The organism is Enterobacter asburiae (genome assembly GCF_024599655.1).
Classification (GTDB): Bacteria; Pseudomonadota; Gammaproteobacteria; order Enterobacterales; family Enterobacteriaceae; genus Enterobacter; species Enterobacter asburiae_D.
Genome location: NZ_CP102247.1, coordinates 4640690 through 4662429, shown reverse-complemented (window position 1 = coordinate 4662429; position 21740 = coordinate 4640690). Strand labels below are relative to the sequence as shown.

At 54.9% G+C, this 21740-nt stretch carries 18 protein-coding genes; 9 read left to right on the top strand and 9 right to left on the bottom strand.

The annotated features are described in order from the left end of the window. The first annotated feature begins 46 nt into the window (after nucleotides 1–46). The 9 genes from tuf to rpoC all read left to right on the top strand — a co-directional run bounded on the left by tuf (nucleotide 47) and on the right by rpoC (nucleotide 13549). Entirely contained in the window at nucleotides 47–1231 is a 1185-nt protein-coding gene (tuf, locus tag NQ230_RS22130; RefSeq protein WP_014068448.1) for an elongation factor Tu, read from the top strand. A gap of 225 nt (nucleotides 1232–1456) precedes the next feature. After that, nucleotides 1457–1840, top strand: coding sequence for a preprotein translocase subunit SecE (gene secE, locus NQ230_RS22125; protein ID WP_014068449.1), 384 nt, complete (start codon nucleotides 1457–1459; stop codon nucleotides 1838–1840). A gap of 1 nt (nucleotide 1841) precedes the next feature. After that, the gene (gene nusG, locus NQ230_RS22120; protein ID WP_002438628.1) at nucleotides 1842–2387 is read left to right on the top strand and encodes a transcription termination/antitermination protein NusG; all 546 of its coding nucleotides are present in this window, start codon (nucleotides 1842–1844) and stop codon (nucleotides 2385–2387) included. 156 nt (nucleotides 2388–2543) lie between these two features. Further along, nucleotides 2544–2972, top strand: coding sequence for a 50S ribosomal protein L11 (gene rplK / locus NQ230_RS22115; RefSeq protein WP_008503452.1), 429 nt, complete (start codon nucleotides 2544–2546; stop codon nucleotides 2970–2972). A gap of 3 nt (nucleotides 2973–2975) precedes the next feature. After that, entirely contained in the window at nucleotides 2976–3680 is a 705-nt protein-coding gene (gene rplA, locus NQ230_RS22110) for a 50S ribosomal protein L1 (protein ID WP_006810530.1), read from the top strand. A 291-nt stretch (nucleotides 3681–3971) separates the two neighbouring features. Further along, nucleotides 3972–4469, top strand: a complete 498-nt coding sequence (gene rplJ / locus NQ230_RS22105; protein WP_001207203.1) for a 50S ribosomal protein L10 — start codon at nucleotides 3972–3974, stop codon at nucleotides 4467–4469. A 66-nt stretch (nucleotides 4470–4535) separates the two neighbouring features. Then, a complete protein-coding gene (rplL, locus tag NQ230_RS22100; protein WP_006176746.1) occupies nucleotides 4536–4901 on the top strand; it encodes a 50S ribosomal protein L7/L12 in 366 nt (121 codons plus the stop codon). A gap of 319 nt (nucleotides 4902–5220) precedes the next feature. Further along, the gene (gene rpoB, locus NQ230_RS22095; RefSeq protein ID WP_023334099.1) at nucleotides 5221–9249 is read left to right on the top strand and encodes a DNA-directed RNA polymerase subunit beta; all 4029 of its coding nucleotides are present in this window, start codon (nucleotides 5221–5223) and stop codon (nucleotides 9247–9249) included. Between the two features lie 76 nt (nucleotides 9250–9325). Further along, the gene (gene rpoC, locus NQ230_RS22090) at nucleotides 9326–13549 is read left to right on the top strand and encodes a DNA-directed RNA polymerase subunit beta' (protein WP_029741888.1); all 4224 of its coding nucleotides are present in this window, start codon (nucleotides 9326–9328) and stop codon (nucleotides 13547–13549) included. A 115-nt stretch (nucleotides 13550–13664) separates the two neighbouring features. On the opposite strand, the gene NQ230_RS22085 is transcribed toward rpoC, so the two are convergent. The 9 genes from NQ230_RS22085 to thiC all read right to left on the bottom strand — a co-directional run bounded on the left by NQ230_RS22085 (nucleotide 13665) and on the right by thiC (nucleotide 21708). Next, nucleotides 13665–13982: a PTS lactose/cellobiose transporter subunit IIA gene (locus NQ230_RS22085; protein ID WP_121425959.1), complete on the bottom strand. Its 318-nt coding sequence runs from the start codon at nucleotides 13980–13982 to the stop codon at nucleotides 13665–13667. Further along, complete coding sequence (locus NQ230_RS22080) at nucleotides 13982–14290, bottom strand: PTS sugar transporter subunit IIB (RefSeq protein ID WP_257259188.1); 309 nt, start codon at nucleotides 14288–14290, stop codon at nucleotides 13982–13984. The genes NQ230_RS22085 and NQ230_RS22080 overlap by 1 nt, the downstream gene beginning before the upstream one ends. Nucleotides 14291–14471: 181 nt before the next feature. After that, complete coding sequence (locus NQ230_RS22075; RefSeq protein ID WP_257259186.1) at nucleotides 14472–16013, bottom strand: sensor domain-containing diguanylate cyclase; 1542 nt, start codon at nucleotides 16011–16013, stop codon at nucleotides 14472–14474. A gap of 336 nt (nucleotides 16014–16349) precedes the next feature. Beyond that, nucleotides 16350–17477, bottom strand: a complete 1128-nt coding sequence (thiH, locus tag NQ230_RS22070; protein WP_121425957.1) for a 2-iminoacetate synthase ThiH — start codon at nucleotides 17475–17477, stop codon at nucleotides 16350–16352. Then, a complete protein-coding gene (gene thiG, locus NQ230_RS22065; RefSeq protein ID WP_257259183.1) occupies nucleotides 17474–18244 on the bottom strand; it encodes a thiazole synthase in 771 nt (256 codons plus the stop codon). Before thiG ends, thiH begins: the two co-directional genes overlap by 4 nt. Nucleotide 18245: 1 nt before the next feature. Next, nucleotides 18246–18518 carry a sulfur carrier protein ThiS gene (thiS, locus tag NQ230_RS22060; RefSeq protein ID WP_503467202.1) on the bottom strand — a complete coding sequence of 91 codons (273 nt, stop codon included), beginning with the start codon at nucleotides 18516–18518 and terminating at the stop codon, nucleotides 18246–18248. Next, nucleotides 18430–19185, bottom strand: coding sequence for a HesA/MoeB/ThiF family protein (locus NQ230_RS22055; protein ID WP_038417715.1), 756 nt, complete (start codon nucleotides 19183–19185; stop codon nucleotides 18430–18432). Before NQ230_RS22055 ends, thiS begins: the two co-directional genes overlap by 89 nt. Then, on the bottom strand, nucleotides 19172–19813 hold the full coding sequence (gene thiE, locus NQ230_RS22050) for a thiamine phosphate synthase (RefSeq protein ID WP_257259180.1): 642 nt from the start codon (nucleotides 19811–19813) through the stop codon (nucleotides 19172–19174). Before thiE ends, NQ230_RS22055 begins: the two co-directional genes overlap by 14 nt. Next, nucleotides 19813–21708 (bottom strand): phosphomethylpyrimidine synthase ThiC, encoded by a 1896-nt coding sequence (gene thiC, locus NQ230_RS22045; RefSeq protein WP_257259178.1) that lies wholly within the window; start codon nucleotides 21706–21708, stop codon nucleotides 19813–19815. Before thiC ends, thiE begins: the two co-directional genes overlap by 1 nt. Between the last annotated feature and the right edge of the window lie 32 nt (nucleotides 21709–21740).

Below are 21740 nucleotides of genomic sequence, written 5' to 3'. Positions count from 1 at the left end.
GATGTGGTGATATCACCGATTTATCCGTGTCTTAGAGGGACAATCGATGTCTAAAGAAAAGTTTGAACGTACAAAACCGCACGTTAACGTCGGTACTATCGGCCACGTTGACCATGGTAAAACAACGCTGACCGCTGCAATCACTACCGTTCTGGCAAAAACCTACGGTGGTTCTGCTCGCGCATTCGACCAGATCGATAACGCACCAGAAGAAAAAGCTCGTGGTATCACCATCAACACCTCTCACGTTGAGTACGACACCCCGACTCGCCACTACGCACACGTAGACTGCCCAGGCCACGCCGACTATGTTAAAAACATGATCACCGGTGCTGCGCAGATGGACGGCGCGATCCTGGTTGTTGCTGCGACTGACGGCCCAATGCCTCAGACTCGTGAGCACATCCTGCTGGGTCGTCAGGTAGGCGTTCCTTTCATCATCGTGTTCCTGAACAAATGCGACATGGTCGATGACGAAGAGCTGCTGGAACTGGTAGAGATGGAAGTTCGTGAACTGCTGTCTCAGTACGATTTCCCAGGCGACGATACTCCAATCGTTCGTGGTTCTGCTCTGAAAGCGCTGGAAGGCGAAGCTGAGTGGGAAGCGAAAATCATCGAACTGGCTGGCTTCCTGGATTCTTACATCCCAGAACCAGAGCGTGCGATTGACAAGCCATTCCTGCTGCCAATCGAAGACGTATTCTCCATCTCCGGTCGTGGTACCGTTGTTACCGGTCGTGTAGAGCGCGGTATCATCAAAGTTGGCGAAGAAGTTGAAATCGTTGGTATCAAAGAGACTGCGAAGTCTACCTGTACTGGCGTTGAAATGTTCCGCAAACTGCTGGACGAAGGCCGTGCTGGTGAGAACGTTGGTGTTCTGCTGCGTGGTATCAAACGTGAAGAAATCGAACGTGGTCAGGTTCTGGCGAAGCCAGGCTCAATCAAGCCACACACCAAGTTCGAATCTGAAGTGTACATTCTGTCCAAAGACGAAGGCGGCCGTCATACTCCGTTCTTCAAAGGCTACCGTCCACAGTTCTACTTCCGTACAACTGACGTGACCGGTACCATCGAACTGCCAGAAGGCGTTGAGATGGTAATGCCAGGCGACAACATCAAGATGGTTGTGACTCTGATCCACCCAATCGCGATGGACGACGGTCTGCGTTTCGCAATCCGTGAAGGTGGCCGTACCGTTGGCGCGGGCGTGGTTGCTAAAGTTCTCGGCTAATCGCTGATAACATTTGACGCAATGCGCATGAAAAGGGCATCATTTGATGCCCTTTTTGCACGCTTTCACATCAGAACCTGGCTCATCAGTGATTATTTTTGTCATAATCATTGCTGAGACAGGCTCTGCAGAGAGCGTATAATCCATAAAGGGATTATTTCGATTTGGCTCGCCTCGCAATCGCGGGGTGAAATTATTTGTAGAATTCTTCTGACAGGTTGGTTTATGAGTGCGAATACCGAAGCTCAAGGGAGCGGGCGCGGCCTGGAAGCGATGAAGTGGGTCGCTGTTGCCGTGCTGCTGATTGTGGCAATCGTTGGCAACTATCTTTATCGTGACATGATGCTGCCGCTCCGCGCGCTGGCAGTGGTGATTCTGATTGCTGCAGCGGGCGGTGTCGCGCTGTTGACGACTAAAGGTAAAGCAACCGTTGCTTTTGCACGTGAAGCGCGTACCGAAGTCCGCAAGGTCATTTGGCCGACTCGCCAGGAAACATTGCACACCACGCTGATCGTAGCGGCGGTTACCGCTGTAATGTCACTGATCCTGTGGGGACTGGATGGTATTCTGGTTCGCCTGGTTTCCTTTATTACTGGCCTGAGGTTCTAAGATGTCTGAAGCCCCTAAAAAGCGTTGGTACGTCGTTCAGGCGTTTTCCGGTTTTGAAGGCCGCGTAGCAACGTCGCTGCGTGAGCATATCAAATTACACAACATGGAAGAGTTGTTTGGTGAAGTTATGGTTCCGACCGAAGAAGTGGTTGAGATCCGTGGCGGCCAACGTCGCAAAAGCGAGCGTAAATTCTTCCCGGGTTACGTGCTGGTTCAGATGGTGATGAACGACGCGAGCTGGCACCTGGTGCGCAGCGTACCGCGCGTGATGGGCTTTATCGGCGGCACGTCTGACCGTCCGGCGCCAATCAGCGACAAAGAAGTTGATGCGATTATGAACCGCCTGCAGCAGGTGGGTGATAAGCCGCGTCCTAAAACGCTGTTTGAACCGGGTGAAATGGTTCGTGTTAGCGACGGTCCGTTTGCTGACTTTAACGGCGTCGTTGAAGAAGTGGACTACGAGAAGTCCCGCCTGAAAGTTTCTGTTTCTATCTTCGGTCGTGCGACCCCGGTAGAACTGGACTTTGCGCAGGTCGAAAAAGCCTAAGCAGCGATCAAAAAAGCGGCGATTTAATCGTTGCACAGGGCGCGAGATTGGAATACAATTTCGCGCCTTTTGTTTTTATGGGCCCCGGCCCGTAAAACGAATTTTATTCACGGGGAGCCTCCCTGAGGCGCTATTACCCAATCAGAGGATTTTAGAATGGCTAAGAAAGTACAAGCCTACGTCAAGCTGCAGGTTGCAGCTGGTATGGCGAACCCAAGTCCACCAGTTGGTCCAGCTCTGGGTCAGCAGGGTGTGAACATCATGGAATTCTGTAAAGCGTTCAACGCCAAAACCGAATCCCTGGAAAAAGGTCTGCCAATCCCAGTCGTAATCACTGTTTACGCTGACCGTTCTTTCACTTTCGTTACCAAAACCCCTCCAGCAGCAGTTCTGCTGAAGAAAGCGGCTGGTATCAAGTCTGGTTCCGGTAAACCGAACAAAGACAAAGTGGGTAAAATTTCCCGCGCTCAACTGCAGGAAATCGCGCAGACCAAAGCTGCCGACATGACTGGTGCCGACATTGAAGCGATGACTCGCTCAATCGAAGGTACTGCACGTTCCATGGGCCTGGTAGTGGAGGACTAAGAAATGGCTAAACTGACCAAGCGCATGTCCGTGATCCGTGACAAAGTTGATGCGACCAAACAGTACGACATCAACGAAGCTATCGCTCTGCTGAAAGAACTGGCAACTGCTAAGTTCGTTGAAAGCGTTGACGTTGCCGTTAACCTCGGCATCGACGCTCGTAAATCCGATCAGAACGTTCGTGGCGCAACTGTACTGCCACACGGTACTGGCCGTTCCGTTCGCGTAGCTGTATTTGCTCAGGGTGCAAACGCTGAAGCTGCTAAAGCTGCCGGCGCTGAACTGGTAGGTATGGAAGATCTGGCTGATCAGATCAAGAAAGGCGAAATGAACTTTGACGTTGTTATTGCTTCTCCAGATGCAATGCGCGTTGTTGGCCAGCTGGGCCAGGTTCTGGGTCCACGCGGCCTGATGCCAAACCCGAAAGTTGGTACTGTAACTCCTAACGTTGCTGAAGCTGTTAAGAACGCTAAAGCAGGTCAGGTTCGTTATCGTAACGACAAAAACGGCATCATCCACACCACCATCGGTAAAGTGGACTTTGACGCTGACAAACTGAAAGAAAACCTGGAAGCTCTGCTGGTTGCGCTGAAAAAAGCAAAACCAACTCAGGCGAAAGGCGTGTACATCAAGAAAGTTAGCATCTCCACCACCATGGGTGCAGGTGTTGCAGTTGACCAGGCTGGCCTGAGCGCTGCTGCAAACTAATGCCTTTACGTGGGCGGTGATTTTGTCTACAATCTTACCCCCACGTTTGCTAACGAAAGTTAGCGGCTAAAAGATTTGTTCGTTGGAGCCTGGCCTAATCCAGGCCTCCGTCGAAGACCGCAGGTGTTTCGTAAGAGACTTAATCCCCTGCGTAGACGGTGACAGAACGCTAAGATTATTTTTGGATACTCTGGCTTGTTTCTGCTCACCGTATTAAGACGCTCTTTCCGTTGGGAAGAGTGAAGTGAGTTCCGGAACATGAGTTCCGGCAAACATCCAGGAGCAAAGCTAATGGCTTTAAATCTTCAAGACAAACAAGCGATTGTTGCTGAAGTCAGCGAAGTAGCCAAAGGCGCGCTGTCTGCAGTAGTTGCGGATTCCCGTGGCGTTACTGTAGACAAAATGACTGAACTGCGTAAAGCAGGTCGTGAAGCTGGCGTATACATGCGTGTTGTTCGTAACACCCTGCTGCGTCGCGTAGTTGAAGGTACTCAGTTCGAGTGCCTGAAAGACACGTTTGTTGGTCCGACCCTGATTGCATACTCTATGGAACACCCGGGCGCTGCTGCTCGTCTGTTCAAAGAGTTCGCGAAAGCGAATGCAAAATTTGAGGTCAAAGCTGCAGCCTTTGAAGGTGAGTTGATCCCGGCATCGCAAATCGATCGCCTGGCAACCCTGCCGACCTACGAAGAAGCAATTGCACGCCTGATGGCAACCATGAAAGAAGCTTCGGCTGGCAAACTGGTTCGCACTCTGGCTGCTGTTCGCGATGCGAAAGAAGCTGCTTAATCGCAGTTATCTTTATAAAGCATTCGCTTACGTATAAACTTATTCTGATTTTCAGGAACAATTTAAATGTCTATCACTAAAGATCAAATCATTGAAGCAGTTGCAGCTATGTCCGTAATGGACGTTGTAGAACTGATTTCTGCAATGGAAGAAAAATTCGGTGTTTCTGCTGCTGCTGCTGTAGCTGTAGCTGCGGGCCCGGCTGAAGCTGCTGAAGAAAAAACTGAATTCGACGTAATTCTGAAAGCTGCTGGCGCTAACAAAGTTGCTGTTATCAAAGCAGTACGTGGCGCAACTGGCCTGGGTCTGAAAGAAGCTAAAGACCTGGTAGAATCTGCTCCAGCTGCGCTGAAAGAAGGCGTGAGCAAAGACGACGCAGAAGCACTGAAAAAATCTCTGGAAGAAGCTGGCGCTGAAGTTGAAGTTAAATAAGCCAACTTTTCTGGTTGCAGCCTAAGTCATTAGGCTGATGGCTGGTGACTTTTTAGTCACCAGCCTTTTTGCGCTGTAAGGCATCAGTAGCATTTCACACTGTTTGACTGCTGATTGTCCTGACAATGCATGTTTCTATCGACGACTTAATATATTGCGACAGGGTGCTCGCTCTGTGTAAATCGCGACGAAATGATTTAAGCGTGATAGCAACAGGTATTGCGGAAAGTATTCAATTTTCCGGTCCACAAAATGGTGTTGCACAAACTGTCCCTTCGTCGGACAGATGGGTCGACTTGTCAGCGAGCTGAGGAACCCTATGGTTTACTCCTATACCGAGAAAAAACGTATTCGTAAGGATTTTGGTAAACGTCCACAAGTTCTGGACATTCCATATCTCCTTTCTATCCAGCTTGACTCGTTCCAGAAGTTTATCGAGCAAGATCCTGAAGGGCAGTACGGTCTGGAAGCAGCCTTCCGCTCCGTGTTCCCGATTCAGAGCTACAGCGGTAACTCCGAGCTGCAGTACGTCAGCTACCGCCTTGGCGAACCGGTGTTTGACGTTCAGGAATGTCAGATCCGTGGCGTGACCTATTCCGCACCGCTGCGCGTAAAACTGCGTCTGGTGATCTACGAGCGCGAAGCGCCGGAAGGCACCGTAAAAGACATTAAAGAACAAGAAGTCTACATGGGTGAAATTCCACTCATGACAGACAACGGTACTTTCGTTATCAACGGTACTGAGCGTGTTATCGTTTCCCAGCTGCATCGTAGCCCGGGCGTCTTCTTCGACAGCGATAAAGGTAAAACACACTCTTCCGGTAAAGTACTGTATAACGCACGCATCATTCCTTACCGTGGTTCATGGCTGGACTTCGAGTTCGATCCGAAAGACAACCTGTTTGTCCGTATCGACCGTCGTCGTAAGCTGCCTGCAACCATCATTCTGCGTGCGCTGCAATACACCACTGAACAGATCCTGGACCTGTTCTTTGAGAAAGTGATCTTTGAAATCCGCGACAACAAGCTGCAGATGGAGCTGGTGCCGGAACGTCTGCGTGGTGAGACCGCGTCGTTCGACATCGAAGCCGACGGCAAAGTGTATGTGGAAAAAGGTCGCCGTATCACCGCGCGCCACATCCGCCAGCTGGAAAAAGATGATATCAAACTCATCGAAGTTCCGGTTGAGTACATTGCAGGAAAAGTAGCCGCGAAAGATTACGTTGATGAATCAACGGGTGAGCTGATCTGCCCAGCGAACATGGAGCTGAGCCTGGATCTGCTGGCTAAGCTGAGCCAGTCTGGCCACAAACGTATCGAAACGCTGTTCACCAACGATCTGGACCACGGCGCGTATATCTCTGAGACTATTCGCGTCGACCCAACCACCGATCGTCTGAGCGCGCTGGTAGAAATCTACCGCATGATGCGTCCTGGTGAGCCACCAACTCGCGAAGCGGCGGAAAGCCTGTTCGAGAACCTGTTCTTCTCCGAAGACCGCTATGATCTGTCCGCGGTTGGTCGTATGAAGTTCAACCGTTCTCTGCTGCGCGACGAAATCGAAGGTTCCGGTATCCTGAGCAAAGACGACATCATTGAAGTGATGAAGAAGCTCATCGATATCCGTAACGGTAAAGGCGAAGTGGACGATATCGACCACCTCGGCAACCGTCGTATCCGTTCCGTAGGCGAAATGGCGGAAAACCAGTTCCGCGTTGGCCTGGTACGTGTAGAGCGTGCGGTGAAAGAGCGTCTGTCTCTGGGCGATCTGGATACCCTGATGCCTCAGGATATGATCAACGCCAAGCCGATTTCTGCAGCAGTGAAAGAGTTCTTCGGTTCAAGCCAGCTGTCTCAGTTCATGGACCAGAACAACCCGCTGTCTGAGATTACGCACAAACGTCGTATCTCTGCACTCGGCCCAGGCGGTCTGACCCGTGAACGTGCAGGCTTTGAAGTTCGAGACGTACACCCGACGCACTATGGTCGCGTATGTCCAATCGAAACGCCTGAAGGTCCAAACATCGGTCTGATCAACTCCCTGTCCGTGTACGCACAGACTAACGAATACGGTTTCCTCGAGACCCCGTACCGTAAAGTGACTGACGGTGTTGTAACCGACGAAATTCATTACCTGTCTGCTATTGAAGAAGGCAACTACGTTATCGCTCAGGCGAACTCCAACCTGGATGACGAAGGCCACTTTGTAGAAGATCTGGTTACCTGCCGTAGCAAAGGCGAATCAAGCCTGTTCAGCCGCGACCAGGTTGACTACATGGACGTATCCACCCAGCAGGTGGTATCCGTCGGTGCGTCCCTGATCCCGTTCCTGGAACACGATGACGCCAACCGTGCATTGATGGGTGCGAACATGCAACGTCAGGCCGTTCCAACTCTGCGCGCTGATAAGCCGCTGGTTGGTACCGGTATGGAACGTGCTGTTGCCGTTGACTCCGGTGTTACTGCGGTTGCTAAACGTGGCGGTACTGTTCAGTACGTCGATGCATCCCGTATCGTTATCAAAGTTAACGAAGACGAGATGTATCCGGGCGAAGCAGGTATCGACATTTATAACCTGACCAAATACACCCGTTCTAACCAGAACACCTGTATCAACCAGATGCCTTGCGTATCTCTGGGTGAGCCAGTTGAGCGCGGCGACGTGCTGGCAGACGGTCCGTCCACCGACCTCGGTGAACTGGCGCTCGGTCAGAACATGCGCGTAGCGTTCATGCCGTGGAACGGTTACAACTTCGAAGACTCCATCCTCGTCTCCGAGCGTGTGGTTCAGGAAGATCGTTTCACCACCATCCACATTCAGGAACTGGCATGTGTGTCTCGTGACACCAAGCTGGGGCCAGAAGAGATCACCGCTGACATCCCTAACGTGGGTGAAGCTGCGCTCTCCAAACTGGATGAATCCGGTATCGTTTACATCGGTGCGGAAGTGACCGGCGGCGACATTCTGGTTGGTAAGGTTACGCCTAAAGGTGAAACCCAGCTGACGCCAGAAGAGAAACTGCTGCGTGCAATCTTCGGTGAGAAAGCGTCTGACGTTAAAGACTCTTCTCTGCGCGTACCAAACGGTGTTTCCGGTACGGTTATCGATGTTCAGGTCTTCACCCGTGACGGCGTTGAGAAAGATAAGCGTGCGCTGGAAATCGAAGAGATGCAGCTCAAACAGGCTAAGAAAGACCTGTCTGAAGAACTGCAGATCCTCGAAGCGGGTCTGTTCAGCCGTATCTATGCGGTGCTGGTTGCCGGTGGCGTTGAAGCTGAGAAGCTCGACAAACTGCCACGCGATCGCTGGCTGGAACTGGGCCTGACCGACGAAGAGAAACAAAATCAGCTGGAACAGCTGGCTGAGCAGTATGACGAACTGAAACACGAGTTCGAGAAAAAACTCGAAGCGAAACGCCGCAAAATCACTCAGGGCGACGATCTGGCACCAGGCGTGCTGAAGATTGTTAAGGTGTATCTGGCCGTTAAACGTCAGATCCAGCCTGGTGATAAGATGGCAGGTCGTCACGGTAACAAGGGTGTTATCTCTAAGATCAACCCGATCGAAGATATGCCGCACGATGCTAACGGTACGCCGGTAGATATCGTACTGAACCCGCTGGGCGTACCGTCTCGTATGAACATCGGTCAGATCCTGGAAACTCACCTGGGTATGGCTGCGAAAGGTATCGGCGACAAGATTAACGCCATGCTGAAGCAGCAGGAAGAAGTCGCGAAACTGCGCGAATTCATCCAGCGTGCCTACGATCTGGGTACCGACGTGCGTCAGAAAGTCGACCTGAATACCTTCAGCGATGAAGAAGTGCTGCGTCTGGCTGAGAACCTGAAAAAAGGTATGCCAATCGCAACACCGGTCTTCGATGGTGCGAAAGAAGCTGAAATTAAAGAGCTGCTGCAACTGGGTGGTCTGCCAACGTCTGGTCAGATTACGCTGTTTGACGGCCGTACCGGTGAACAGTTCGAGCGTCCGGTAACCGTAGGTTACATGTACATGCTGAAACTGAACCACCTGGTCGACGACAAGATGCACGCTCGTTCTACCGGTTCTTACAGCCTGGTTACTCAGCAGCCGCTGGGTGGTAAGGCACAGTTCGGTGGTCAGCGCTTCGGGGAGATGGAAGTGTGGGCGCTGGAAGCATACGGCGCGGCATACACCCTGCAGGAAATGCTCACCGTTAAGTCTGATGACGTGAACGGTCGTACCAAGATGTATAAAAACATCGTGGACGGCAACCATCAGATGGAACCGGGCATGCCAGAATCCTTCAACGTACTGTTGAAAGAGATTCGTTCGCTGGGTATCAACATCGAACTGGAAGACGAGTAATTCTCGCTCAAACAGGTCACTGGTGCCGGGTTAACCCCCGGCACCAGATTGTGCTAACTCCGACGGGAGCAAATCCGTGAAAGATTTATTAAAGTTTCTGAAAGCGCAGACTAAAACCGAAGAGTTTGATGCGATCAAAATTGCTCTGGCTTCGCCAGACATGATCCGTTCATGGTCATTCGGTGAAGTTAAAAAGCCGGAAACCATCAACTACCGTACGTTCAAACCTGAGCGTGACGGCCTTTTCTGTGCGCGTATTTTCGGGCCAGTAAAAGATTACGAGTGCCTGTGCGGTAAGTACAAGCGCCTGAAACACCGTGGTGTGATCTGTGAGAAGTGCGGCGTTGAAGTGACCCAGACCAAAGTGCGTCGTGAGCGCATGGGCCACATCGAGCTGGCGTCTCCGACCGCTCACATCTGGTTCCTGAAATCTCTGCCGTCCCGTATCGGTCTGCTGCTGGATATGCCGCTGCGCGATATCGAACGCGTTCTGTACTTCGAATCTTATGTGGTTATCGAAGGCGGGATGACGAACCTGGAACGTCATCAGATCCTGACTGAAGAGCAGTATCTGGACGCGCTGGAAGAGTTCGGTGACGAATTCGACGCGAAGATGGGTGCGGAAGCTATTCAGGCCCTGCTGAAGAGCATGGATCTGGAGCAAGAGTGCGAACAGCTGCGTGAAGAGCTGAACGAAACCAACTCCGAAACCAAACGTAAAAAGCTGACCAAGCGTATCAAACTGCTGGAAGCGTTCGTTCAGTCTGGTAACAAACCAGAGTGGATGATCCTGACCGTTCTGCCGGTTCTGCCGCCAGATCTGCGTCCACTGGTTCCGCTGGATGGTGGGCGTTTCGCAACGTCCGATCTGAACGATCTGTATCGTCGCGTGATCAACCGTAACAACCGTCTGAAACGTCTGCTGGATCTGGCTGCGCCGGACATCATCGTACGCAACGAAAAACGTATGCTGCAGGAAGCGGTAGATGCCCTGCTGGATAACGGTCGTCGCGGTCGTGCGATCACCGGTTCTAACAAGCGTCCTCTGAAATCTTTGGCCGACATGATCAAAGGTAAACAGGGTCGCTTCCGTCAGAACCTGCTCGGTAAGCGTGTTGACTACTCCGGTCGTTCTGTAATCACCGTAGGTCCATACCTGCGTCTGCATCAGTGCGGTCTGCCGAAGAAAATGGCACTGGAGCTGTTCAAACCGTTCATCTACGGCAAGCTGGAACTGCGTGGCCTCGCCACCACCATCAAAGCCGCTAAGAAAATGGTTGAGCGTGAAGAAGCTGTCGTTTGGGATATCCTGGACGAAGTTATCCGCGAACACCCGGTACTGCTGAACCGTGCACCAACTCTGCACCGTTTGGGTATCCAGGCATTTGAGCCAGTCCTGATCGAAGGTAAAGCTATCCAGCTGCACCCGCTGGTTTGTGCGGCATATAACGCCGACTTCGATGGTGACCAGATGGCTGTTCACGTACCGCTGACGCTGGAAGCCCAGCTCGAAGCGCGTGCGCTGATGATGTCTACCAACAACATCCTGTCCCCAGCGAACGGTGAACCTATCATCGTTCCTTCTCAGGACGTTGTACTGGGTCTGTACTACATGACCCGTGACTGTGTTAACGCCAAAGGCGAAGGCATGGTGCTGACTGGCCCGAAAGAAGCTGAGCGTATTTATCGCGCTGGCCTGGCCTCTCTGCATGCGCGCGTTAAAGTGCGTATCACCGAATACGAAAAAGATGAAAACGGCGAATTCGTTGCGAAAACCAGCCTGAAAGACACGACCGTTGGCCGTGCCATTCTGTGGATGATCGTACCGAAAGGTCTGCCTTTCTCCATCGTCAACCAGGCGCTGGGCAAGAAAGCGATCTCCAAAATGCTGAACACCTGTTACCGCATTCTGGGTCTGAAGCCGACCGTTATCTTCGCTGACCAGACAATGTATACCGGCTTTGCTTATGCAGCGCGTTCAGGTGCATCTGTTGGTATCGATGACATGGTCATCCCAGAGAAGAAACACGAGATCATCTCTGAAGCGGAAGCCGAAGTTGCTGAGATCCAGGAGCAGTTCCAGTCTGGTCTGGTTACCGCGGGCGAACGCTATAACAAAGTTATCGATATCTGGGCAGCGGCGAACGATCGTGTATCCAAAGCGATGATGGATAACCTGCAGACCGAAACCGTGATTAACCGTGACGGCGTAGAAGAGCAGCAGGTTTCCTTCAACAGCATCTACATGATGGCCGACTCCGGTGCGCGTGGTTCCGCAGCACAGATTCGTCAGCTGGCAGGTATGCGTGGTCTGATGGCGAAGCCAGATGGCTCCATCATCGAAACGCCAATCACCGCGAACTTCCGTGAAGGTCTGAACGTACTCCAGTACTTCATCTCCACGCACGGTGCTCGTAAAGGTCTGGCGGATACCGCACTGAAAACAGCGAACTCCGGTTATCTGACGCGTCGTCTGGTTGACGTTGCCCAGGATCTGGTTGTGACCGAAGACGATTGTGGCACCCTCGAAGGTATCACCATGACCCCGGTTATCGAGGGTGGTGATGTTAAAGAGCCACTGCGCGATCGCGTACTGGGTCGTGTGACCGCGGAAGACATTCTGAAGCCGGGCACTGCAGACATTCTGGTTCCACGCAACACGCTGCTGCACGAGCACTGGTGTGACCTGCTGGAAGCGAACTCTGTTGACTCCGTGAAAGTACGTTCCGTTGTATCCTGTGACACCGACTTTGGTGTATGTGCGCACTGCTACGGTCGTGACCTGGCGCGTGGCCACATCATCAACAAAGGTGAAGCAATCGGCGTTATCGCGGCACAGTCCATCGGTGAGCCGGGTACACAGCTGACGATGCGTACGTTCCACATCGGTGGTGCGGCATCTCGTGCGGCTGCTGAATCCAGCATCCAGGTGAAAAACAAAGGTAGCATCAAGCTCAGCAACGCGAAGTCTGTTGTTAACTCCGCAGGCAAGCTGGTTGTGACCTCACGTAACACCGAGCTGAAGCTGATCGACGAATTCGGTCGTACCAAAGAGAGCTATAAAGTGCCTTACGGTGCGGTTATGGCGAAAGGTGATGGCGAGCAGGTTGCCGGCGGTGAAACCGTTGCAAACTGGGATCCACACACCATGCCGGTTATCACCGAAGTAAGTGGTTTCATCCGCTTCACTGACATGATCGACGGCCAGACCATTACTCGTCAGACCGACGAGCTGACCGGTCTGTCTTCTCTGGTGGTTCTGGATTCTGCTGAACGTACTACCGGTGGTAAAGATCTGCGTCCTGCACTGAAAATCGTTGATGCTCAGGGTAACGACGTTCTGATCCCTGGTACCGACATGCCTGCGCAGTACTTCCTGCCGGGTAAAGCGATCGTTCAGCTGGAAGATGGCATTCAGATCGGTGCGGGTGATGCTCTGGCGCGTATTCCACAGGAATCCAGCGGTACCAAGGACATCACCGGTGGTCTGCCACGCGTTGCGGATCTGTTCGAAGCACGTCGTCCGAAAGAGCCTGCAATCCTGGCTGAAATCAGCGGTATCATCTCCTTCGGTAAAGAGACCAAAGGGAAGCGCCGTCTGGTTATCACTCCAGTAGATGGCAGCGAACCGTACGAAGAGATGATTCCTAAGTGGCGTCAGCTCAACGTGTTCGAAGGTGAACGTGTAGAACGTGGTGACGTGGTTTCCGATGGTCCAGAAGCTCCGCACGATATTCTGCGTCTTCGTGGCGTACACGCGGTAACGCGTTACATCACCAACGAAGTGCAGGACGTTTACCGTCTGCAGGGCGTTAAGATTAACGATAAGCACATCGAAGTTATCGTTCGTCAGATGCTGCGTAAAGCAACCATCGAAAACGCAGGCAGCTCCGAGTTCCTGGAAGGCGAGCAGGTTGAATACTCACGCGTCAAGATTGCTAACCGCGATCTGGAAGCGAACGGCAAAATCGGTGCGACCTTCTCGCGCGATCTGCTGGGTATCACCAAAGCGTCTCTGGCAACCGAGTCCTTCATCTCTGCTGCATCGTTCCAGGAAACGACTCGTGTCCTGACCGAAGCCGCCGTTGCTGGTAAGCGTGATGAACTGCGCGGTCTGAAAGAGAACGTAATCGTGGGTCGTCTGATCCCGGCTGGTACCGGTTATGCGTACCATCAGGATCGTATGCGTCGTCGTGCTGCGGGCGAACTGCCAGCTGCACCGCAGGTGACTGCTGAAGATGCATCCGCGAGCCTGGCAGAACTGCTGAACGCAGGTCTGGGCGGTTCCGACAACGAGTAATCGTTGATGCCCGGTGATGAACATTACCGGGTATGTGCCTCGTAGGTCGGGTAAGCTCAGCGCCACCCGACAATAAAAAACCCGCCTCGGCGGGTTTTTTTACATCTGTAGGTTATCAGTTTACCAACGGGATCCGACGATAAAGCTCAATCATATCGCCCGCCAAATCCTGAATGACCATCGCGTTCATCAGGTGATCCTGAGAGTGGACGGTGATCAGGTTAACCGGAAGCTTCCCGGTCCCTTCGTCAAGACCGATAAGCTGCGTCTGGATCGTGTGCGCATGCTTCACATATTCGCGCGACTCTTCCATCGCTTTTTCTGCTTCGACAAACTCACCTTTACGCGCCATCTGTAACGCCGTCAGGGCCGCACTGCGCGCCGCGCCTGCGTTGACCAGCAGTTCCATAATCGTGGTTTCTAAGTCTTCCATTATGGCTCCAGAAGTTTGAGCGCTTTTTCCAGTACGGCATCGCCTTTCATCATGCCGTAATCCATCATGTCGATCACCGCGACCTTTTTACCCAGCGGCTCGGCCTGCGCCTGAAGTTTAGCCTGCTCGTATTTAACCTGTGGCCCCAGCAATACGATGTCGGCCGTCGCGATGTTGTCTTTAAACTCCGCAACCGGAACGGCTTTAATGGTGACTTCAACCCCTTTTTTCTGCGCGGCGTCTTTCATACGTTGAACCAGCATGCTGGTTGACATTCCCGCTGCACAGCATAAAACGATGTTCTTCATAATCAGCCTCGATCTACATGTGTTTATTGATAATTATCCCGTGCAGACCGCTTCAACAACCGGTTTACCGCGATTGTGTGTCAGGCATCACAAAGAAACCGGCGATTTTCTGAAACCGGTTACAATTTTGCGTTGTCGGGTACCCGGCCCGTCGAAACGGGCAGGGGTGAAAGAGGGAGGACTAGCTGATGGACGTTCGGTTAATGCGGTTTTTGCCCTGCTGTTTGGCGCTGTAGAGGGCGTTATCAACGCTTCCGACAAATTGATCCAGCGGTTCAAAATGCCACTCCCCAAGACCGCCGCTGAACGTCACCCGCAGGTTTTCTTCTCGCCAGACGCGTTTTTCAACAGCGATACGCCACGCCTCCAGCAATGAGAGCGCAGACGTCATCTGCTCCGCCTGGAAAATTACCGCAAACTCTTCTCCACCGTAACGGTAAAGCGAGACGTGATGTGGCTGCATGATCTGGATCCCCTCGCGGGCCACGTTGCGCAGAACGATATCACCGGTCAGGTGGCCCAGCGTGTCGTTAATCGACTTGAAGTTATCAATGTCCACCAGCGCCAGCGCGAAAGGCTGATGGGCATTCAGCAGCTCCGCGATATCGCTATCGAATGCGCGGCGGTTTTTACAGCCCGTCAGCGCATCGTGAGTGGCCTGGCGCACATAGGCCATCTCACGCTCTTTATTGGACTGGATAGTGTGGCTCAGCATCGCCTCCAGCCGCGGCGCCTCGCTGACGTCGCCGGTTTTGATGGCATTGATAATGTGCATCAGCACGCTACGCGAGGCGTGGCGGAGGTATAAGCCGAAGAGGATGATGATGATGGCCGCCAGCGCAAACCCCCAGCCAACAATCGTTGTTTCGTGGCGGGTGATATCGGTGAGCGTCTCGCCAGAGACCCGGTAGATGACAAACCAGTCCGGATTGGTAAACGAGTAGTAGTAATACCAGGCGTTGCTTTTCTTGTCATAAAGGTGGCCTTCGCCGCTGGTCATTTTGTCCATCAGCGCTTCGCTCACGTACTGTTTGAAGAGCGCGCCGGTATCCGGGTGAAGCACAACGGCGCCGTCGCGTTCGACGACGAAGAATTCCCCCTGAACGGGCGCCACCATCTGACGCAGGGTGTAGCCCATTGACGTCAAATCGAGATGAAACGCGATCGTTCCCTTCAGTCGGCCTTCCGGTGAAATCAAGGGCTTATAGAGCGTTACCGTCGGATGGCCGGTGAAGTAGTCCATGTAGGGGCGAGTATAGTGGCTGAAGATACTGGCTTCGGCCTGAGCGACAAACCACGGCCGAGTCCGGGGATCGAAGGTTTTACTCTTCTCCGTGGGGAGTACTTCCGGCGCGCGGAGATAATGCCCCTGCGTATCCGCCAGCGAGATGGAGGACACGGTCGGCATCAGGTTCTGCAGATGCATCACCATCTGCAGCCCTTGCGTCGGGTTGACGTTGAGCGTCTCGTTTAGCCTGTCGTTACGCGAAAAGTACATCGCGGCACGGCCCAGGATATAGTCGTTTTCACGCAGGATCGACTCGGTGTAGTTCACCGCCAGGTTGTGCGTGAAATTGCTGTTAATCTTGTGATAATCCGCAAGAAAATCCTTTCGTTGCGAAAGCGTCACCGCGACCGCGATCACCACAAAACTGCAGATGATCCCCGCGAAGCTGAGCATGATTGGTCGGGTAAAAGAGAGCTTTTTGCTGTGAAGTGCCATGAGCTGTACATCGTTCCTGATGGTGAATACTTTTCGTCTGCCGATATCCTCTCAGCATAGTCGCTGTCCTGCGGTTAGCGGTGAATTATACGGCACCCGATTTCTGGTGGGATGATTTATCTTAAGAACCATTAAGAAAATACTTATTCAACTGGCTGAGGCCGTTTGTGCAATGAACCAGAGGCAGGGCGAAACGAGGAAGAAGCTTTTCGCCCTGGTCAGCATCCGTTGCTGACCGTGTGACAATAAAAAACCGGACGATCGCTGACAATCATCCGGTTTTGCCTTTTCGTAGCGCCTCGACAATTTTTTATGGTGTTGCAGTGCGTTTCAGCATCATTGCGAGGTTCTTCCCAGCCAGCTGTCCCAGTCTTTCCAGACAGGCTGAAGACCCTGCGCCGTCAGGGCGGCAGCGACCGCTTCCGGACGTCGTCCGTCATGCGGCACAAACTGCTCAAGCTCAGGATGATCGTCGGCGTAGCCGCCAGGCTGCGTTTTAGAAAACGCGCTGACGTTGTTAATCGCAAGCGGGATGACGCGATCGCGAAACGCCGGGGACTCACGCGTTGAGAGCGATAATTCCACTTCCGGGGCGAGCAGGCGAAACGCGCAGATGGTTTGCACCAGCTGGCGTTCATCCATCAGCGAAGCCGGTTCAATCCCCCCCGCGCAAGGTCTCAGGCGCGGGAAGGAGATGGAATAACGGCTCTGCCAGTAGTGCTGCTGGAGCCACAGCAAATGTTCCGCCACCATATAACAATCCACCCGCCAGCTGTCAGAGAGCCCGATCAGCGCGCCCAGACCGATTTTGTCGATGCCCGCGCGACCCAGCCTGTCCGGCGTTTCCAGGCGGAAAAAGAAATCCTGTTTCTTGCCCTTCAGGTGGTGCCGGGCGTACGTCGCCTCGTGGTAGGTTTCCTGGTAGACCATGACCCCGTCCAGCCCGAGGGTTTTGAGCTCCGCGTACTCCTCCTGCGCCAGGGGCTGTACTTCCATCTGCAGCGACGCAAACTGACGGCGAATGGCGGGAAGGTGGTGACGGAAATAGTCCATTCCCACTTTTCCCTGATGTTCGCCCGTGACCAGCAGAAGATGTTCAAAACCCATTTCACGAATGGCCGCACACTCCCGGGCAATCTCACCTTCATCGAGCGTTTTACGCTTGATGCGGTTGCTCATGGAAAAACCGCAGTAGGTGCAGTCATTGGCGCACAGGTTTGAGAGATAGAGCGGCACGTAGAAGCTCACCGTGTTGCCAAAACGCTGGCGGGTGAGCCGCTGCGCTCGCTGGGCCATCGGTTCGAGGTACGCGCTGGCCGCCGGGGAGAGCAGAGCCATCAGATCCTCGCGGGTCAAATGGCGGGCATTCAGCGCGCGCTCTACGTCAGCCGCCGTTTTGCTGTTGATGCGCAGGGCAATGTCGTCCCAGCTAAGCTGCCGCCAGCGCTCGGTAAACGTGCTCATGAGATCGCCTCCAGAAAACCGGTCAGCGGGCTGGTGGCCTGTGCCTGGAAACTGCGCGAGCCGGGGCCGGACGCCCTTGCCAGCAGGCCAGCCTCAACGGCCATGCGGAACGCATGTGCCATCATGACCGGATCGTCGGCAACCGCGATGGCCGTGTTGACCAGCACCGCGTCGGCACCCATTTCCAGCGCCTGCGCGGCATGGCTGGGCACGCCGATGCCCGCATCAACCACTACAGGTACGGTAGCCTGCTCAATAATGATTTCCAGCATCGCGCGGGTTTCCAGCCCCTGGTTGGAACCAATGGGGGCGCCCAGCGGCATGACGGCGGCGCAGCCGACCTCTTCCAGCCGTTTGCACAGGACAGGGTCGGCGCCGCAGTAAGGCAGGACGGTAAACCCTTGCTGCACCAGCTTTTCAGCCGCTTTCAGCGTTTCGATAGGGTCGGGCAACAGCCAGCGGGCGTCAGGATGAATTTCCAGCTTCAGCCAGCGGGTGCCTAGCGCCTCGCGGGCCAGCTGCGCGGCGAAAATCGCCTCTTCGGCCGTTTTGGCACCGGAGGTGTTGGGCAGCAGCGTGACGCCAGCCTCCAGTAAAGGAGCCAGAATGGCATCGCTGTGATGACGTAGATCCACGCGCTTGAGCGCCAGCGTCACCAGCTGGCTGCCGCTTTCGCGAATGGCATCCACCATCAGCTGCGGCGAGGCGAATTTTCCGGTTCCGGTAAACAGATGTGAATCAAAGACTTTATCGGCAATACGTAACATCTCAGCCCCCTGCGATAACCTGAAACAGCAGGATCTGGTCGCCGTCATTGACCTGCTGATGTTCCCACTGCTCGCGCGGCAGGATCTGTTGATTGAGCGCCAGCGCCGTTCCCGGCCTGAGCTGACGCAGCTTGTCGAGCAGTACCGCAACGGTGAGCCCGTCGTCGCATCTCATCGGTTCATCGTTAAACAGAATGCGCATCGCGACCTCCGCATACCGGGCAGCGGCTGGCGCGGTGTAAGGCCAGATGGCGCCAGCCGCTGGAGCGGGCATCAAACAGCCGCAGCGTATTGCGTTCCGTCTCCATGCCGCTGAGCAGCTTGATGGCTTCCAGCGCCTGCATTGTGCCCATTACGCCGACCACCGGACCAAGAATGCCCGCCGTACGGCAGTTGCGCGCCGGCTCTGCATCATCCGGCCACAGGCAGCGATAGCAGCCCTGCGACCACGGTGGGGTCAGGACCATCATCTGCCCGCCGAAACCCACCGCGCTGGCGGTGATAAGCGGCGTATTACTTGCCACGCAGGCGGCGTTAATCGCCTGGCGCGTCGCCATGTTGTCCGTGCAGTCCAGCACCACGTCGGCAAGGGCGACCTCACGGCGCAGGCTTTCACCGCTGAGCCGATCCTGCAGGGCAATCAGCTCGATATCCGGGTTGAGCTGGTTCAGGCGCTGCCGGGTGATTTGCGCTTTCGGCTGGTTGATATCCTCGGTGGTAAAGAGGATTTGTCGCTGCAGGTTGCTGAGGTGAACCTCGTCGTCGTCGGCCAGCACCAGCGTACCGATGCCCGCACCAGCCAGATAAAGCGCGGCGGGCGCGCCTAACCCGCCCAGACCGACAATCAGCACCCGGCTGGCGAGCAGTTTTTGCTGCCCGTCGATGGCGATATCTTCCAGCAGGATCTGACGGCTGTAGCGCATAAAATCACGATCGTTCATCACCCGCTCCTGCCAGCTGTAACAGCTGTTCGGTGGCGAATTGCCAGTCTGCGGCCCGGGTGATGGCGCTGACGACGGCGATACTGCCGACGCCGGTCTCCAGCACCGCCGGGGCGCGTTCAAGGCTGATTCCGCCGATGGCGACGGTAGGGTAATCGGCAAGGCGTTTAACGTGGCTCGCCAGCTGCGTCAGACCCTGCGGTGCGGAGGGCATCTGCTTGGTTTGCGTCGGGAAGACGTGACCCAGCGCGATGTAAGAGGGACGGGCCGCCAGCGCCACGTCGATCTCCATGTCATCGTGTGTTGAAACGCCAAGACGCAGCCCGGCTTCGCGGATAGCGCTCAGATCCGTTGTTTCCAGATCCTCCTGACCCAGATGCACGCCGTAAGCCTGGTGCTTAACCGCCAGCCGCCAGTAGTCGTTGATAAACAGGCGGGCGTTATGCCGACGCCCAAGCGCGATGGCGGCAACCACATCCGCTTCCACCTCTTCGTCGCGTTTATCCTTGATGCGCAGCTGGAGGGTGCGAACGCCTGCCCCCAACAGGCGCTCTATCCAGGCCACGCTGTCCACCACCGGATAGAGCCCTAAACGGTAGGGGACGGGCGGGAAATCGGGCTTATACATTACGCCTCCTCTTTTTTGAGGTAGATTTCGCCGCCTCTGGCGCGGAAGGTTTCAGACATGTCCGCCATCCCCACTTCAATGGTCTGCGCGGCGGCGTAGTCGCGCACCTCCTGGCTGATTTTCATCGAGCAGAACTTCGGCCCGCACATAGAGCAGAAGTGCGCGACTTTGCCCGATTCCTGCGGCAGGGTCTCGTCGTGATAGGCGCGGGCGGTGAACGGGTCCAGCGCCAGGTTGAACTGGTCTTCCCAGCGGAATTCGAAGCGCGCCTTCGACATGGCGTTATCGCGGATTTGCGCGCCCGGGTGGCCTTTGGCCAGATCCGCCGCGTGAGCGGCAATTTTGTAGGTGATCAGCCCCTGCTTCACGTCCTCTTTGTTCGGCAGGCCGAGGTGCTCTTTCGGCGTCACGTAGCAGAGCATGGCGCAGCCGAACCAGCCGATCATCGCCGCCCCAATGCCTGATGTGAAGTGGTCATAGCCCGGCGCGATGTCGGTTGTCAGTGGCCCCAGCGTGTAGAACGGCGCTTCGTGGCAGTGCTCCAGCTCCTCGGTCATGTTGCGGCGGATCATCTGCATCGGCACGTGTCCTGGACCTTCAATCATCACCTGCACGTCATACTCCCAGGCGATTTTGGTCAGTTCGCCCAGGGTGTGCAGCTCGGCAAACTGCGCTTCGTCGTTGGCGTCGCGGATCGAGCCAGGACGCAGGCCGTCGCCCAGCGACAGGGAGACATCGTACGCGGCGCAGATTTCGCAGATCTCGCGGAAGTGCTCGTAGAGGAAGTTTTCCTGATGATGTGACAGGCACCACTTCGCCATGATGGAACCGCCGCGCGAGACGATGCCGGTCAGGCGCTTCGCCGTCATCGGCACGTAGCGCAGCAGCACGCCCGCGTGAATGGTGAAGTAGTCCACGCCCTGTTCAGCCTGCTCCAGCAGCGTGTCGCGGAACGCTTCCCAGGTGAGGTCTTCGGCAATGCCGTTGACCTTCTCCAGCGCCTGATAAATCGGGACGGTGCCAATCGGTACCGGGCTGTTACGCAGGATCCACTCGCGGGTTTCGTGAATATAGCGGCCGGTGGAGAGGTCCATTACCGTGTCCGCACCCCAGCGCGTGGACCAGACCAGCTTTTCCACCTCTTCTTCGATGGAGGAGGTCACGGCCGAGTTACCGATGTTCGCGTTGACCTTCACCAGGAAGTTGCGGCCAATAATCATCGGCTCGGATTCCGGATGGTTGATGTTGGCGGGGATAATCGCGCGGCCTGCGGCCACTTCGTCGCGCACAAACTCCGGCGTGATGTTCTCCGGCAGGCGAGCGCCAAAGCCCTCGCCTGGGTGCTGATAGCGCAGCACTTCGCTACGGATGCGCTCGCGGCCCATGTTTTCGCGGATGGCGATGAACTCCATCTCCGGCGTGACGATGCCCTGGCGCGCGTAGTGCAGCTGGGTCACGCATTTGCCCGCCTTAGCGCGTTTTGGCGTCAGCAGGCCGGTAAAGCGCAGCTCGTCCAGACCGTCGTCGGCCAGGCGCTCTTTGGTGTAGGCAGAGCTGAGTACGCTCAGTTCTTCGCAGTCGTTGCGCGCATCAATCCACGGCTGGCGCAGCTTCGCCAGACCCTGCTGGACGTTGATGGCAACATCAGGGTCGCCGTACGGGCCGGAGGTGTCGTATACCGGCACGGCTTCGTTGTCTTCATACTGCGGGTTATCTTTGCTGCCGCCGATAAGCGTCGGGCTGAGCTGAATTTCGCGCATTGGGACGCGGATATCGGCCTGCGAGCCGGAAATATAGATGCGTTTCGAGTTCGGGAAAGCGGTGCCTTCCAGCGTGTCGATGAAGTGTTGGGCCTGTGCGCGCTGTTCGCGGCGGGTCAGTTTTGCAGTAGACATAGCTCATTCCAAAAGTGAAGGACATGGCTTGT